The sequence below is a fragment of the Halorientalis litorea genome (assembly GCF_023028225.1).
In the GTDB taxonomy this organism is placed as follows: domain Archaea; phylum Halobacteriota; class Halobacteria; order Halobacteriales; family Haloarculaceae; genus Halorientalis; species Halorientalis litorea.
This window is the reverse complement of sequence record NZ_CP095482.1, coordinates 1,697,029-1,710,683: the sequence shown is the minus strand read 5'-3', so window position 1 is coordinate 1,710,683 and position 13,655 is coordinate 1,697,029. Positions and strand designations below refer to the sequence as shown.

General features: G+C 67.8%; 18 protein-coding genes and 1 other RNA gene. 13 read left to right on the top strand and 6 right to left on the bottom strand.

Features of this window, described 5'->3' with window-relative positions; translation table 11 throughout:
- The first annotated feature begins 6 nt into the window (after window positions 1-6).
- The 6 genes from MUG95_RS09195 to MUG95_RS09170 are packed head-to-tail and all read left to right on the top strand — an operon-like array spanning window position 7 to window position 4,968.
- A complete protein-coding gene (locus MUG95_RS09195; protein ID WP_247005874.1) occupies window positions 7-1,068 on the top strand; it encodes an ABC transporter ATP-binding protein in 1,062 nt (353 codons plus the stop codon).
- Between the two features lie 6 nt (window positions 1,069-1,074).
- Complete coding sequence (locus tag MUG95_RS09190) at window positions 1,075-2,001, top strand: ABC transporter permease (protein ID WP_247005872.1); 927 nt, start codon at window positions 1,075-1,077, stop codon at window positions 1,999-2,001.
- Entirely contained in the window at window positions 1,998-2,789 is a 792-nt protein-coding gene (locus tag MUG95_RS09185; protein ID WP_247005870.1) for an ABC transporter permease, read from the top strand. Before MUG95_RS09190 ends, MUG95_RS09185 begins: the two co-directional genes overlap by 4 nt.
- A gap of 7 nt (window positions 2,790-2,796) precedes the next feature.
- On the top strand, window positions 2,797-4,044 hold the full coding sequence (locus MUG95_RS09180) for an MFS transporter (RefSeq protein ID WP_247005869.1): 1,248 nt from the start codon (window positions 2,797-2,799) through the stop codon (window positions 4,042-4,044).
- Entirely contained in the window at window positions 4,041-4,274 is a 234-nt protein-coding gene (locus MUG95_RS09175; RefSeq protein ID WP_247005868.1) for a hypothetical protein, read from the top strand. The genes MUG95_RS09180 and MUG95_RS09175 overlap by 4 nt, the downstream gene beginning before the upstream one ends.
- A 31-nt stretch (window positions 4,275-4,305) precedes the next feature.
- Entirely contained in the window at window positions 4,306-4,968 is a 663-nt protein-coding gene (locus MUG95_RS09170) for a hypothetical protein (RefSeq protein ID WP_247005867.1), read from the top strand.
- A gap of 1 nt (window position 4,969) precedes the next feature.
- Here MUG95_RS09170 and nikR read toward each other — a convergent pair whose 3' ends face one another.
- Window positions 4,970-5,380, bottom strand: a complete 411-nt coding sequence (gene nikR, locus MUG95_RS09165) for a nickel-responsive transcriptional regulator NikR (RefSeq protein ID WP_247005866.1) — start codon at window positions 5,378-5,380, stop codon at window positions 4,970-4,972.
- Between the two features lie 138 nt (window positions 5,381-5,518).
- On the opposite strand from nikR, the gene MUG95_RS09160 reads away from it, so the two are divergent.
- Genes MUG95_RS09160 through MUG95_RS09145 form a run of 4 tightly spaced genes read left to right on the top strand, consistent with a single transcriptional unit; the run spans window position 5,519 to window position 8,037 of the window.
- Entirely contained in the window at window positions 5,519-6,160 is a 642-nt protein-coding gene (locus MUG95_RS09160; RefSeq protein ID WP_247005865.1) for an energy-coupling factor ABC transporter permease, read from the top strand.
- Complete coding sequence (locus MUG95_RS09155; protein WP_247005864.1) at window positions 6,160-6,471, top strand: PDGLE domain-containing protein; 312 nt, start codon at window positions 6,160-6,162, stop codon at window positions 6,469-6,471. The genes MUG95_RS09160 and MUG95_RS09155 overlap by 1 nt, the downstream gene beginning before the upstream one ends.
- Window positions 6,458-7,249 (top strand): cobalt ECF transporter T component CbiQ, encoded by a 792-nt coding sequence (gene cbiQ / locus MUG95_RS09150; RefSeq protein WP_247005863.1) that lies wholly within the window; start codon window positions 6,458-6,460, stop codon window positions 7,247-7,249. The genes MUG95_RS09155 and cbiQ overlap by 14 nt, the downstream gene beginning before the upstream one ends.
- A complete protein-coding gene (locus MUG95_RS09145; protein ID WP_247005862.1) occupies window positions 7,246-8,037 on the top strand; it encodes an energy-coupling factor ABC transporter ATP-binding protein in 792 nt (263 codons plus the stop codon). The genes cbiQ and MUG95_RS09145 overlap by 4 nt, the downstream gene beginning before the upstream one ends.
- 177 nt (window positions 8,038-8,214) lie before the next feature.
- Here MUG95_RS09145 and MUG95_RS09140 read toward each other — a convergent pair whose 3' ends face one another.
- Both MUG95_RS09140 and MUG95_RS09135 read right to left on the bottom strand, forming a co-directional pair.
- Window positions 8,215-8,358, bottom strand: a complete 144-nt coding sequence (locus MUG95_RS09140; protein ID WP_247005860.1) for a hypothetical protein — start codon at window positions 8,356-8,358, stop codon at window positions 8,215-8,217.
- Between the two features lie 69 nt (window positions 8,359-8,427).
- Window positions 8,428-8,673 carry a DUF7576 family protein gene (locus MUG95_RS09135; RefSeq protein WP_247005858.1) on the bottom strand — a complete coding sequence of 82 codons (246 nt, stop codon included), beginning with the start codon at window positions 8,671-8,673 and terminating at the stop codon, window positions 8,428-8,430.
- A gap of 110 nt (window positions 8,674-8,783) precedes the next feature.
- Between MUG95_RS09135 and MUG95_RS09130 the strand changes: the two genes are divergently transcribed.
- Window positions 8,784-9,392 (top strand): class I SAM-dependent methyltransferase, encoded by a 609-nt coding sequence (locus tag MUG95_RS09130; RefSeq protein ID WP_247005856.1) that lies wholly within the window; start codon window positions 8,784-8,786, stop codon window positions 9,390-9,392.
- Between the two features lie 114 nt (window positions 9,393-9,506).
- Window positions 9,507-10,607 (top strand): aminopeptidase, encoded by a 1,101-nt coding sequence (locus tag MUG95_RS09125; protein WP_247005855.1) that lies wholly within the window; start codon window positions 9,507-9,509, stop codon window positions 10,605-10,607.
- A gap of 57 nt (window positions 10,608-10,664) precedes the next feature.
- Here the strand turns inward: MUG95_RS09125 and rnpB are convergent.
- An RNA gene (rnpB, locus tag MUG95_RS09120) (RNase P RNA component) lies at window positions 10,665-11,004 on the bottom strand.
- A gap of 179 nt (window positions 11,005-11,183) precedes the next feature.
- On the opposite strand from rnpB, the gene MUG95_RS09115 reads away from it, so the two are divergent.
- Window positions 11,184-11,786: a TIGR00296 family protein gene (locus MUG95_RS09115; protein WP_372608170.1), complete on the top strand. Its 603-nt coding sequence runs from the start codon at window positions 11,184-11,186 to the stop codon at window positions 11,784-11,786.
- Window positions 11,787-11,895: 109 nt separating this feature from the next.
- Here MUG95_RS09115 and MUG95_RS09110 read toward each other — a convergent pair whose 3' ends face one another.
- Window positions 11,896-12,315, bottom strand: coding sequence for a hypothetical protein (locus MUG95_RS09110; RefSeq protein ID WP_247005854.1), 420 nt, complete (start codon window positions 12,313-12,315; stop codon window positions 11,896-11,898).
- A 177-nt stretch (window positions 12,316-12,492) separates the two neighbouring features.
- Window positions 12,493-13,644, bottom strand: a complete 1,152-nt coding sequence (locus tag MUG95_RS09105) for a nicotinate phosphoribosyltransferase (protein ID WP_247005853.1) — start codon at window positions 13,642-13,644, stop codon at window positions 12,493-12,495.
- Window positions 13,645-13,655 lie beyond the last annotated feature (11 nt).

Here is a 13,655-nt window from a genome sequence, read left to right as displayed (position 1 = left end):
GACGATATGAGCGAGATTACACTCTCGGAGGTCAGAAAGGTCTACAACGGCGAGACAGTCGCCGTCGAGGGCGAGTCACTGACGATTCGAGACGGCGAATTCGTCACGCTGGTCGGACCGAGCGGTTGCGGGAAGACGACGACGCTACGGATGCTCGCCGGGTTCGTCAAACCCACGAGCGGGCGGATTTCCATCGGCGAGACGGACGTAACGACCCTGCCACCGTACCAGCGTGACATCGGGATGGTGTTCCAGCACTTCGCGCTGTTCCCGCACCTGACCGTCGGCGAGAACGTCGCCTACGGTCTGCGGAGTTCGGGCGAGTACACCGACGAGGAAATCGAGACCCGCGTGCGCGAGATGCTCGCCCTCGTGCAGTTGCCCGACACCGGCCACCGGAAGCCCGACGAACTGTCCGGCGGCCAGCAACAGCGAATCGCGCTCGCCCGGGCACTCGCACCCGAACCGGAGGTCCTGTTGCTCGACGAACCGCTGGCGAGCCTCGACAAGAAACTCCGGGAGGAGATGCAGAAGGAACTCAAGGAGATACAGGACCGCGTCGGCATCACCACGCTGTTCGTGACCCACAACCAGACGGAGGCGATGGCGATGTCCGACCGCCTCGTCGTGATGAACGACGGGGAGTTCGAGCAGATCGGCGAACCGACCGAGGTGTACGACAACCCGACGAGCGAGTTCGTCGCGGACTTCCTGGGCACGTCGAACATCTTCGAGGGGACGACCACCTTCGACGACCCGGACACCGTGGTCGCCGAGGACATCGAACTCCGGGTCGGTAGCCGCCCGACGACGGAGCGAAGTACCGTCGTCGTCCGCCCGGAGGACGTCCGCATCGCACCGCCGGACGGTGAACACAACGGCGCGAACGTCATCAGCGGCACCGTCGATTTCAAACGGAACCTCGGCAACGCCGTCCAGTACCACGTGAAGACGGACGCGGGCCGCGAGATGCTCGCCCTGTCACAGCGGCGCGACTCCGTGTTCGACGAGCGCGCGCGGGTCGACCTGCTCGTCGACCCGGACGACTGCCTGCTGATACCGGGGTGAAACCACATGTCAACGCTACTCTCGACGCTCACGTCGACCGTCGCGTCGCGCCTCAAGACCACGGCCGGCCGGGTCGCCCACCGCGGGAGAGCCATCGCCATCGGCCTCCCGCTCTCGTTCATCCTCGTCTTCTTCGCCGTACCCTTCCTCTTTCTGGTGGTGTACAGTTTCTTCACGCCAGTCGTCGGCGGCATCGAGCAGGTGCTGACGATATCGAACTACGTCGACTTCTTCACCACCGAGCTGTACTACAACCGGCTCGTCTTCACGCTCCAGCTCTCGCTGTTCGTCACCCTGCTCGTGACGGCCATCGGCTACCCGGTCACGTACTTCCTCACCAGAATCAGGAACCTGCTGGTCCGCCGGGCGGTCATCATGATATTCCTCGTGAGCATGTTCACGACGTACGTCGTCCGGTCGTACGCGTGGACCGTGCTGCTCTCGAAGGAGGGCGTCGTCAGCACCGTCGGCGTCGCGCTGGGCGTGTTCGCGGAACCGACAGCGTTCGTTCCGGGGTACTGGGCAGTCGTAGTCGGGTCGGTGTACATCCTGTTGCCGTTCTACGTGCTCACGCTGTACCCGAGCCTCCGGAACATCGACGAGTCGCTCATCGAGGCGTCGAAGAACCTCGGTGCCGGGCCACTCCGGACGTTCTACCGCGTGACGCTCCCGCTCTCGAAGTCGGGACTGATAGCCGCCGCGCTCCTGACGTACATCCTGACTGCGGGCATCTACGTCGTGCCGCGGATGCTCGGGAACCCGTCGAACTGGACCATCGCGGTCCTCATCGGCCGCCAGATAAACGAGAACCTGAACATCCCGTTCTCGGCCGTCATGGGCCTCGTCCTCGTGGGGGCGGTGCTTGCCACTCTCCTCGTGGTGTTGCGCGTCACCGACGTGGACCTCGGCGGCCTCGGGGGTGAGCAGGCGTGACCTCGTACGCGCGGTTCTACGGACCGGCCCTGAAGTCGTTCGTTGGCATCGTCCTGTTCCTGATGCTGTTGCCCATCGTCGTCATCTGCGTCGTGGCGTTCACGCCGACGGAGACGCTCTCGTTCCCGCCGACCGGGTTCTCGGTTCGGTGGTTCGAGGCGTACCTCAGCTCGCCCGACTGGATAAACGCGACCAAAAACAGCCTGTTCATCGCGGCGGGTGCGACGGTCATCTCGACGGCGGTGGGCGGCATCGCGGCGACGGTCATCGACCGTCTCGATTTCCGGTTCTCGAACCTGCTCGGCGCGTCCTACGTCGTCCCGATAATGCTCCCGCCCATCGTCATCAGCGTGGCGTTCGTGAGTTTCTTCTACACGCTCAACTTGACAGGGTCGGTCTGGGGCGTCATCCTCGCTCACAGCGTTTTCTTCGTCCCGTTCCCGTTCATCCTGATTTCGCAGGGCCTCGGCGAGTTCGACCGGAGTTACGAGGAGGCGTCGATGATTCTCGGGGAGGGAAAACTCGGGACGTTCCGCCGCGTCACGTTCCCCATCATCAAAGCGAACGTACTAGCCGGAGCCATCTTCGTGTTCATTCTCTCGCTCAACGAGTACGTCATCGCGTGGCTGTTGGCGGGATTCAGCATCAAGACGGTCCCCATCAAGGTGTTCGCGGGGCTCCGATACAGTTACTCACCGCTGGTCGCCTCCGCGAGCGTGGTCATCATCCTCATCACGGCAGTGCTCGCGCTGGCCGTCGACTACGCCACCGGCGGGATTTGGGAGTAACCGCTCGATGAGCGAGCGGCACTCTCCCCCAGTAGTCGACCGCATCACTGCCACGCTGTCGCTGTTCGAGTGGCGGCTCGTCCTCGGCGGCTGGGTGATGGTCACCGCCGTCTCGGCCTACGAAATCGTCCCGGCGAGCGTGTTGCCCGTCCTCATGGCGGACCTCGGCCTCCGACCGTCCGCCGCCGGGACGGTCATCAGTGCCTCGATAGCCGCACAGGCGGTGGTCGCGATTCCGGTCGGAATCTTCCTCAACCGGTTCCGGACGCGCTCGCTCGTCGGCGGAGCCACCGCCCTGTTCGTCGTCGCCGGCGTCGGCGGGTACGTCGCCGCCGTGGACGGCCGATACTGGCTGCTGTTACAGTCACGGGCGGCGGGCGGACTGGCGTCGGTGTGCATCTGGACGGCCTACCTCGAACTCATCCGTCGACACGTCACCGTCAGGACGCGGGCGACGACGCTCGGCCTGTTCACGGCCGGCATCCCCGCGGGGTTCGTCGTCGGGCAACTGTCCGGACCGCTCGTCGCGGACCTCCTCTCGTGGGAGTGGATATTCGCCGTGTTCACCGTCCCCACTGTCGTCGGCTACCTACTGTTCAAACTGCTCGCGCCGGACTGGTCGGCACCGGCGAACGGCGAGCGTTCCTCGACGCCCAGACTGGGGGATTTCGCACAAATCCTCTCGAACGGCGCGGTGTGGAGTATCTGCCTGATGGGGTTCGTCTCGACGTCCGTGTTCCTCTTTTTCAACTCGTGGATGCCGACGTTCCTCACGGAGACGTTCGACGTGTCGCTGGCACAGAGCGGGGCGTTCGTCGCGCTTTTCCCGCTCATCGGCCTCGTCGGCCGGACCAGTAGCGGCGTCCTCTCGGGGACCGTGTTCGGCGCGCGCCGTCGGCCGATAACCCGGCTGTCGTTCCTCGGGAGCGCGCTCAGCATGGTGTTGGTCGTCGCCGTCAGCACGTCGCTGGTCGTCGTCCCGCTGGCACTCGCGGCCGGGTTCTGTATGCAGGTGGCCATGGGCATCTACTTCACGTACGTCTCGGAGACTGCCGACCCCGTGGTGGCGACGACGGCACTCTCTCTGCTCACCTTCTCCGGGTTGGTGGGTGCGGCCAGCGCGCCCGTCGTCACGGGCGCCCTCATCGAGCGATTCGGTACCTACGCGGCGGCGTTCTCGTTCGTCACCGCCCTCCTGTTCGCGGGCCTCGTGTTGGCGTGGCGGACGCCGGAATCCAACCCCGACGGTGCGTGAACGGCGACGGGACGAGCGGCCGTGACAGGCGGGCGTCAGTACCCGGAGTCCATCCGCATCGTCTCGACGCCGTCGGTGAGTTCGGCCCACCGCGCGTCGATTTCTTCGGCGGTCCAACGGCCGTCTTCGCCGACGTTCTTCGAGAGGGACTGCTCGCGTTCGGGGCCGAGACGACGGCAATGGTGCCGCCGGCGAGCGCGAGCGTGTATATTTCCCGACAGCAGGGATAGAATAAGGTGACCCGCGTCCGAACGAACGGCAATGGGTAACGACAACAACCCGCTTGCACCGTTCACGAACTTGTTCGAGGCGTTCGACACGGGGAGCGACGTGCTGACGGCGATGGGGCCGCTGTCGCCGCTGTCACTGGCCGGCGGCGGCGGGACGGCGTCGCCGGAGGAGGGGACGAAACGTGCCATCCGACAGCTGTACGCCGTACTCGTGGGACTGGACGAGGGGTCGATGGACACGTGGAAGCAGTTGTTCGACACCGCCACGTTCGACGGGCCGTTCTCGCTGGAGACGTTCACCGGCGTCGCCGAGACGACATATCGGGTGTGGTTCCACGGCCTCGCGCAACTGCTCGTCGAGAGTTTCACGCTGCGCATCGTCCACGAGGAGCTGGTCGCCGACGGCCACAGACACACGACGGAGACGGGGCGGTGGCTCTGGCGGATGCCACAGGCCGACCGGGAGCAGTTGCTGCTCCGCTGTACCGACGTTGACGACGACCTCGTCTCCGAGATGCAGGAGGCGCGCCGGCACCGCGACGAGCTGCTCTACGACTTCGGGTCGTGGGGGGAAGCCGACGCCAAGTCGACACTCGCCGACGCGCGACAGCACCTCGAAGTGCTGACCGCGCTGGAGCGGCAGGCGGTCGAGGGGTCGGTGTTCGCGTACTTCCCGAGCGACGCTGCGGAGTGAGTCACTGGTCCACGACGACGACTTTCACCTGCTGGACACCGCCGAGGGCGCGGAGGCGGTTGGCGAGTTCCGTGATGGCCGTCCCGGGACCGTCGACCACCAGCGTCTCCATGCACGTATCGTGTGAGAGGTGGATGTGCTGGACGGAGGTGATGATGTCGGCCATCTCGTGTTGAATCGTCTGGAGGCGGTCGGCGATGCCCTCGGCGTGGTGGTCGTGGACGACGACGATGGTTCCGTGGTGGCGCGCCGTCTCGTCCGACTCCCACTCGTAAGTGGCGAAGAAATCACGGAGCGCGTCCCGTATCGCCTCGGACCGACTCGCGTACTCCCAGTCCTCGACGATACCGTCGAGTCGGTCCGTCATCGACGGCGGGAGAGTGAGACTGATACGGTCTAAGTCCTCGCTCATACCGGCGGCTACACGGGCGGCCGGTAAAAGCCCTGACTCCCGCACCGGGACGGCGACACGGCGGCACACACCGCGGCCCACAGTAATACTGTATCGACAGAAAGTATTATTGTCTGCGTGTGTGACGGCTGTGACGAGATGCACATCCCGGACGGATTCCTCGATTTGTCTGTCGCGGCACTGTTCGCCGCGCTCTCGGTTGCCGTCCTCGCCGTCGCGGCGCGCCGCGCCGACGGCGAGTTGGCGGGCGCGCGCGCCCCGTTGCTCGGCGTCGTCGCCGCGGGCGTGTTCGCGGCGCAGATGCTCAACTGGCCGATTCCAGGCGGTACGAGTGCCCACTTCGTCGGCGGGGCGTTCACCGCCATCCTGCTCGGGCCACATCTGGGCGCGCTGTGCGTGGCGACTGTCGTCGTCGTGCAGGCACTCGTGTTCGGTGACGGCGGCGTCCTCGTCCTCGGGGCGAACGTGTTCAACATGGCCGTCGTGCAGGTGTACGTCGGTTACGCCGTGTACCGCGTCGTCGCACCCTACAACGAGTTCGCCGGGGCCTTCGCGGCCGGGTGGCTCGGCATCACCGCCGCCGCCGTCGCCGCCGGCGTCCAGTTGGGCGTGTCCTCGGCGTTCGCCTACGAACTCGGGACGACGCTCGCCATCATGGGCGTCGGCCACCTCGTACTCGGCGTCGTCGAGGGCGCGGTTACCGCCGTCGTCTACCGCTACCTGACGGACGCACGGCCGGACCTGCGCCACGCCGCGACCAGTGCGGAGGTGAGTGCCTGATGGACGCGTGGCTCCGTGACACGCGCGTGCTGGCCGTCGTCGCACTCGTCGTGCTGGTCGCACTGGCACCCGTCTTCGCGTGGGCGGCCGGACAGGTCGGCTACGCCGAACCGCTGGAGAACGCCGCGGAGGAGACCGGGGCGGCCGACGACGCGCGCCCGGTCCACGACGGCCTCCTGCCGGACTATGGGGTTCCGGGCCTCGGGTCAGCGGCGGGGACACTGGTCGCCGCCGCCGTCGGGACGGCCCTCACGCTCGCCGTCGCCACCGGAATCGGGCGTGTTCTGGGCGGGCAACATGACCCGGACTGACCTGCTCGGCCGGACCGTCGCGGAGGTTGCGGCCAAAGCGCGGTGGTTCCTGCTCGCCGAGGGGACGACGGAGCGGAACGGCTTCCTGCAGGCCGTCACGCCGAGCGTGACGCTCGTCGGCCTCCTCGTACTCGTCGGTCTCGCGGCCACCCGCCGAACACCCCACGAGGCGGCCGCGCTGGCCGCCGTCGCCGCTCTGCTCGCCGTCGCCTCGCGGGTCCCGGCCCGTGCCTTCCTCGGCCGGACGGTCGGGCCACCGGCACTCGCGTTCGTCGTCGTCGCCCCGCAGGCCATCCTGATGGAGGGGGCGACGCTGGCCGGGCCGGTGACGGTTCCCGGAGCGGCGTACGTCCTGACGTTCGTCGTCCGGGTCGGTGCCTGCGTCGGCTTCCTCGCCTTACTGCTGGCGACGACGCGGTTCAGCGACGTACTCGGCGCGCTCGCACGGCTCCGGGTCCCCCACATCGCCGTCACGCTCGTCGCCATCACCTACCGCTACCTGCTCGTGTTCTTCGCCGAACTCGGGCGGATGGCCCGCGCCCGCCGGAGCCGGACGATTCGAGAGCCGACGCTCCGGCGCGCGTGGCGGGACTCGGGCAGGTTCCTCGGCACCTTCTTCCTGCGGAGCATCGAGCGCGGCGAACGCGTCCAGCGGGCTGCCCGTGCCCGTGGCGGCGGCGACGTGCGGGGGTACGACCGGCGCGAGCGACCCGGCGTCGCGGACGCGGCGTTCGCGCTGGTCGTTGCCCTCGTCGGCATCGGGGTGGTCGTGGCGTGACGGCCATCGAGGCACGGGACCTGCGCTACGCCTACCCCGACGGGACGCTCGCCCTCGACGGCGTGGACGTGTCCATCGACTGCGGCGAACGGGTCGCGCTCCTCGGGCCGAACGGGGCCGGGAAGTCGACGCTGTTGCAGGTGTTGGGCGGCGTCTTGGACCCCGACAGTGGGGAGCGACGCTACTTCGGGACCGACGCCCCGGCGGACGAGTTGCGGGACCGACTGACGGTCCTCACGCAGGACCCCGCCGAGTACCTGTTCAACCCCACGGTCAGGGAGGACGTGGAGTACGGCCCGGCGCAACTGGACATCCCCCCTGCGGAAGCCGACGAGCGCGTCGCACGGCTGGCCGACCGACTCGGGTTGGAAGCACTCCTCGACAAGCCGCCGTTCAGGCTCTCGGGCGGCGAGCAGCGACGGGCCGCCCTCGCCAGCGCGCTCGCCGTCGAACCCGACGTTCTCCTGCTCGACGAACCGGTGAGCAACGTGGACGCGACACACCGGGCGGCCATCCTCGACGTGCTGGACGAACTCGCGGCGGCGGGCGTGACGCTCGTCGTCTCGACGCCCGACACGGAACTCGTCCCGCGCGTCGCCGACCGGGTGTACCTGCTCGACACCGAGGGGTCGGTAATCCGCGTCGGTCCGACGCGCGAGGTGCTGACCGACCGCGCGCTACTGGAGCGGTGTGGGCTCCGCCCGCCGCAGGTGGTCGAACTGTTCGACCGACTCGGCCGGGAGGAGCGGCCGCTCACCGTCACGGAAGCGGCCGATTTCTTCGAGTGACGGATGGCGTCTAGCCCGCCGCGTTCGTGTAACAGCCACGCACGAACACGTTCGGGGATAGGCTCAATCCGCTCTTGAATCCAGTCCCGAACATGGAGGGAGAGTATGCCGTCGGATAGCAATCCTACAGACGGGACGACGGAACCGTGGCCCCAGCAGTTGCTCGAGAGTCCGTGGCTACTCGCCGTCCTCTACCGTCACCGCGAGGTCGTATCCGCAGTCGAAGTCGTGGTTGCGCACGGCGAGGTCCGCGGCAGTCCGGCGGACCGTCGGGTCACCGCCGCGCGGAGCGTCGTCGTGCCGGTTCCGAGCGTGTTGCATACCTACTCCTCGTTCCCGTCGAAAAAAGTACCCACTCAAGCCTCAAACGGCGACTTTAGTTACGTTCTGTCAGGCCGCGCCTCGGGCACACAGTCGGAGCCACTCCCGGAGGCAGGCCGTCCCGCAGTGGACGTGTTCGGCCCGGGAGTCGTCGGCCCGGTCGACCACTGTCGCGGCGACGGTCCACTCGTCGTCGGCGACGTATCCGCCACAGGTCGGGCAGTCCCGGACGGTGTCGGCGTCGGGGTCGCGACCGACGGAGACGGCAGTGACGTAGTAGTCTCCGCCGAGGTGATGCGGCGTTGCCAGTTGCACGCGCCCAGTTCGGGGACGAACGGACAAGAGCACGTCGGCCCTGCAGTCCGGGGCGGACACGCTGTCACCGACCGGCCAAGGGTCAAGTCGGTGTAGCCCGTCACCGAGGCATGGACCGCAAGCAGGTCAAGGAGTCGTGGGAAGTGCTCTCGGACGCGTACGCGCGAACACGGCCGACCGACGGCAACGACGTCGACCTCCTCGAAGAACTGGCGGCCCTGCTTCCGGCGGACGCGACGGTGCTCGACGTCGGGTGTGGCGACGGGCGACGGACGCTGGCGAACATGCCGGAACTGGACCGTGTTGGCCTCGACTTCGCCCGTCGAGGGTTGGAACTGGCAGCCACGAACGTGCCGGCCGCGCGACTGGTGCAGGGCGACATGGCCGCACTGCCGATAGCGGACGGAACTATCGACGCCATCACTGCCTACCACTCGGTGTTCCACGTCCCGAAGGCGCGGCACCCCGAGGTGTACGCGGAGTTCGCCCGCGTCCTCCGGCCCGGTGGGTTCGTGTTGACGACGGTCGGGACGACCGGATACGAGACGACCCGCCGGGGCTGGCTGGGGAGTGACGCGTCGATGTTCTTCTCGACGCCCGGGAAGCAGGCGACCAGACGGCAACTCGAATCGGCCGGGTTCGAGATACGGTGGGAGCGGACCGTCGACGACCCGTTGGGCAGTTCCGCGCTCTTTTTCCTCGCGGAACGGCCCGAGTGAGCGAGGACCGCCGGACCGGGCCGCTCGGCGGTTCGGAAGGACTGGTGTGGCCAGTCGGAGCGACCGGCGGTAAGTGGCCACGGAAGTTATAATGCAACCGGTGAAAGGGTCGACATGGACCAACGAATACGCAACCACGCTGCGACGCTCGTCCACTGGAGCGGGCGGGTCCATCGGGGGGACGACGTTGTTCTCCGGGTGTCGGAGGGAACACACGACCTCGCCGTCGCCGTCGCCGAGGAAGTCGGTGGCCGTGGCGCCAATCTCCTGTCCGTGTACGGCTCTGACGAGGTCGAGCGGGCGTATCTGCGGGCACACGACGACGACTTCGAGACCGACCCCGAGTACGAACTCGCGCTGTACGAGAATGCGGACATCGTCCTCTCGCTCGGGGGCGGACGCAACACCACCGCGCTCGCGGACGTGGCCGCCGACCGCCGACAGGCTGCGGCTCGTGCCCACGAAGGTATCAGAGAGGCGCGGCTCGACACCGACTGGGTGTCGACGGTCCATCCCACGCGCTCGCTCGCCCAGCAGGCGGGGATGGCCTACGAGGAGTATCGGGACTTCGTGTACGATGCCGTCCTCCGGGATTGGCAGTCACTCGCCGAGGAGATGGCGCGGTTGAAGGAGATTCTGGATGAGGGGAGTGAGGTACGACTCGTCGGCGAGGGGACGGACATCACGATGTCCATCGCGGACCGCGTGGCCGTCAACAGTGCCGCCTCCGTCGACTACGACTCACACAACCTTCCGAGCGGCGAGGTGTTCACGGCTCCCGCCGACGCCGACGGGACCGTCACCTTCGACGTGCCGATGACGGTCAACGGCCGTCGAGTGCGTGACGTGTCGCTCACCTTCGAGGACGGCACCGTCGTCGACTACGGGGCGGCACAGGGGGAGGCGGCCATCGAGGAGGTACTCGACACCGACGCGGGAGCGCGTCGCCTCGGCGAACTCGGCGTCGGGATGAACCGCGGTATCGACCGCGTGACGGACAACATCCTCTTCGACGAGAAGATGGGTGGGACAGTCCACCTCGCGCTGGGGCGGGCCTACGCCGCGAACTTCCCGGCCGGTCACGAGGACGAACGGAACGAGTCTGCAGTCCACGTCGACCTCATCAGGCACATGGGCGAGGGGTCACGTCTCACCGTCGACGGTGAAGTCGTCCAGCGGGGCGGGACGTTCCGCTGGGAGGACGGCTTCGAGTAAGAGACGGGTCTCGACTGGTTTTCTTATCGGCGGCGCGGCCGCTCGTCGTGGGAACGTGGCTGAGGGGAGTAAGCCCCCTTCTGTTCGGCCCGGCATTCGGCTGAGCGTCCGCGCGGGTGTCCGGGCTACCAGACTGCGCGGACTTGCACCAGTGAGGATTCGCCGTTCCATCCGTTCTCCGCGGTTCGTGTGATGGCAGGACCACCACGCGCTCGGCGGGTCAACTCCCCGTCCCTTGCGGTTCGGGTTCGCACGCCTCATCGCTTCCGCGAAGCGGTATCGTTTCTGTTCCAGTGCCAGCGGTCTTCCGCTCCGGGCTTGCGCCCGGTCACCTGCCCGGACGGTGGGGGGACTTTCCTCATGGGCGTGGTCTCCGACGGCGGGGACGGCGTCGGCCGCCGACCCGCACACGGAGTGCCCACGGGGGCCGGGCTCCCTCTGCCGGCTAGCTCTACTCGGTGACCCGGATTAAGCCGTTCGGTCGGGGTGGCTCCCAGCGGTCGTGGGTCGTGAGATGTTCACGTTCAGGGGCGAGAAATGAAAGTATTCAAACGGCTGGTCCACATAGACGGTACAATGGCAGGGGCAATGGGCGAACTCACGCCAGCGGACGGACAGCACGCCGTCGAACTGGCACGGAACGCCGTGACGTCGTTCGTGGCGAACGGAGCACGCGAGCAACTGGGCAGTATGCGCGAGGCGTTCTACACCCGAACGGGTGCGTTCGTCCGGTTGGAGAAAGACCGTGGCCGCGGCCGTCTCCGCGGCTGTGCGGGGAGTTACGAGTGGAGCGACCACCTCGGCGAGGCACTGGTGGACGCCGCCATCGGTGCCGCGAGCGAGGACTCCTGTGGCTCGGTCGTCGACGCCGCGGAACTCGACTCGCTCCGGGTGTCGGTCTGTATCGTCGGGAACGTCGTGCTGACCGACGACCCGCTCGCCGACCTCGAACTCGGGACACACGGCGTCGCGGTCGAACGCGGTGCCAAGAGTGGGTGGCTCTACCCGACCGTCCCCGTCGAGAACGGCTGGAGTGCCCGCGAGTACCTCGACCGAGTGAGCCGGACGGCCGGCCTCGCACCGACGGCGTGGGAGGACGAGGACACGATGGTCACGCTGTTCGAGGGCCGCGTCTTCGAGGAGCGCGAACCGGGCGGCACGATTCAGGAACGCACGTAACCGACCCAGCAGTCTCTCTCTGTGGACCGGACCGGTGAGCGACGGCACCGCCGCTCTCGGGGCGGCGGGCCGAAGAAACAGAGTGCCGGGCGCGCCAGCGGGAACCGCGTTACGCGGCGGTTGCGTTGCCGCTCGTCTCGGTACCGCTCGTCTCGTTGCCGTCGTCGTCGGGCGTCACGTCGCTGATGGCGTCACCGAGCGACCCGGAGAGGTCGCCGCTCAGGAACTGCCGAACGGTGTCGTGAATCTGGCTCACGTGGTCGGGCACCTGCTCGGGCAGGCTCACCGGCGGGCCGCGGTCACCCTGTTCGACGGGTGCGGCGTCGGGGCCGCCCGCGCGGTCAGTGTCGTTGGCATCGTCGTCGGCCCGTTCGTCGGCATCGGCGGCGTCCGCCCGTTCGTCGGCGTTGTCGGCCGCGTCGTCGTTCGCGCCAACGTCCACGGGGGCGTTCCCCGGGAGCGCGGCGGCGGTACCTGCAGTCAACACGAGCGCGGCGAGTCCTGCCGCGACGAGTAGTTTGGTTCTCATCGTTGCCTCCACCCGAGTCCAACGGCCAGTGGGTATTGAAGGGGTGCGACGCCGAAGACAAATTTCGGCGGATTCAGGCGTTTTCGGGCCGGTTTAACGCCAGTTAACTCGGATTAATCGGGACGAACAGTGGCGGTCCGAGCACGGTGTCGCGTGGTGGCCCCGAGCGGCGGGCACTCACTCGGCCGCGCCGAGTCCGACCCGAGCCGCGTCGGTCAGCGCCCACTCGCTCGCGGCGTCGATGTCGAAGTCGGCCACGACTGTCCCGTCCTCGACGACCGGTTCTAGCAGAGGGTCGCCGTCCGTGGGAGCATCGCTGTCGGCCAGCGCGACGTGGTGGCCGCCGTCGGCCGTACGGTACACCTGCTTGGCCCCGGAGAGTTTGCCACGCTTTGCGGCCGGTTCGCCGTCGACTGCCACGATGTCGAGGGCGAAGTCCACCGGGTCGGCGTTGCTGACGTACCCGCCGACGCCGAAGCCGTCGGCCACGTCGCGTAGCTCGCGCAACTCGGCCGGGCCGAGGCCGCCGCTGACGAAGATACCGATATCCTCGTGGCCGCGCGCGTCGAGTTCCCAGCGGACCTCTTGGGCGATGTGCCGGAAGTCACCCCGGCGGGACCCGGTGGTGTCGAGGCGGACGCTGTCGAGGTCCGGGACGGCCTCAACGGCCCGGAGTACCTCGTCCACCTCGTCGCTGTAGGTGTCACAGAGCGTGACGCGGGGCACGTCGGGCGCGACGGCCTCGTCGAACGCCCGCCACGCGGCCTCCTGCTCGCCCCGGCCGAAGCAGATGACCAGAGCGTGGGGCATCGTACCGCTCGCTTCGCGGTCGAGGACATCGCCGGCCGCGGCCGACGAGAAGCCGTCGAGTCCACCCACCAGGGCGTTGCGCTCGACGACGGCGGCGATGGACGGGTGGACGTGGCGCGCCCCGAAACTCACAATCGTCGTCTCCGGCGCGGCGCGGCGGGCGCGCATCGCGTTCGTTGCGATGCCCGAGGCGTGTGAGAGAAAGCCCAGTAGAGCAGTTTCGTAGACGCCGAACGCCCGATAGTTGCCCTCGATACGCATCACCGGACCGCCGTCGAAGGCCGTCCCCTCGGGGAGCGCGGACACGTCCACGTCGAGCCCCGAGAGCAGTGCGGCGGCGTCTTTCACGCCACCGAAAACCTCGAACTCGCCGGTCGGGAACTGGTCGGCGGTGACCTCCGCGACGACGTGTGGGTTCCGCCCGGCGTGGGCGAGCGTCTCCGTCGTCCGTTCGAAGTAGGCGTCGGTAGCCCGCCCCGACGCGATGGCCTCGGGCGGCACGATGTCGAACTCAGTCATACCGTGCGCTA

Excerpts from the sequence above, each read along its gene's own strand:
- nikR (WP_247005866.1), bottom strand. The coding sequence starts at position 5,380 with ATGAGCGAGGACTTAGACCGTATCAGTCTCACTCTCCCGCCGTCGATG.
- MUG95_RS09110 (WP_247005854.1), bottom strand. The coding sequence starts at position 12,315 with ATGAGAACCAAACTACTCGTCGCGGCAGGACTCGCCGCGCTCGTGTTG.
- MUG95_RS09130 (WP_247005856.1), top strand. The coding sequence starts at position 8,784 with ATGGACCGCAAGCAGGTCAAGGAGTCGTGGGAAGTGCTCTCGGACGCG.
- cbiQ (WP_247005863.1), top strand. The coding sequence starts at position 6,458 with ATGACCCGGACTGACCTGCTCGGCCGGACCGTCGCGGAGGTTGCGGCC.
- MUG95_RS09140 (WP_247005860.1), bottom strand. The coding sequence starts at position 8,358 with ATGCAACACGCTCGGAACCGGCACGACGACGCTCCGCGCGGCGGTGAC.
- MUG95_RS09190 (WP_247005872.1), top strand. The coding sequence starts at position 1,075 with ATGTCAACGCTACTCTCGACGCTCACGTCGACCGTCGCGTCGCGCCTC.
- MUG95_RS09160 (WP_247005865.1), top strand. The coding sequence starts at position 5,519 with ATGCACATCCCGGACGGATTCCTCGATTTGTCTGTCGCGGCACTGTTC.
- MUG95_RS09155 (WP_247005864.1), top strand. The coding sequence starts at position 6,160 with ATGGACGCGTGGCTCCGTGACACGCGCGTGCTGGCCGTCGTCGCACTC.
- MUG95_RS09125 (WP_247005855.1), top strand. The coding sequence starts at position 9,507 with ATGGACCAACGAATACGCAACCACGCTGCGACGCTCGTCCACTGGAGC.
- MUG95_RS09105 (WP_247005853.1), bottom strand. The coding sequence starts at position 13,644 with ATGACTGAGTTCGACATCGTGCCGCCCGAGGCCATCGCGTCGGGGCGG.
- MUG95_RS09170 (WP_247005867.1), top strand. The coding sequence starts at position 4,306 with ATGGGTAACGACAACAACCCGCTTGCACCGTTCACGAACTTGTTCGAG.
- MUG95_RS09115 (WP_372608170.1), top strand. The coding sequence starts at position 11,184 with ATGGCAGGGGCAATGGGCGAACTCACGCCAGCGGACGGACAGCACGCC.
- MUG95_RS09180 (WP_247005869.1), top strand. The coding sequence starts at position 2,797 with ATGAGCGAGCGGCACTCTCCCCCAGTAGTCGACCGCATCACTGCCACG.
- MUG95_RS09195 (WP_247005874.1), top strand. The coding sequence starts at position 7 with ATGAGCGAGATTACACTCTCGGAGGTCAGAAAGGTCTACAACGGCGAG.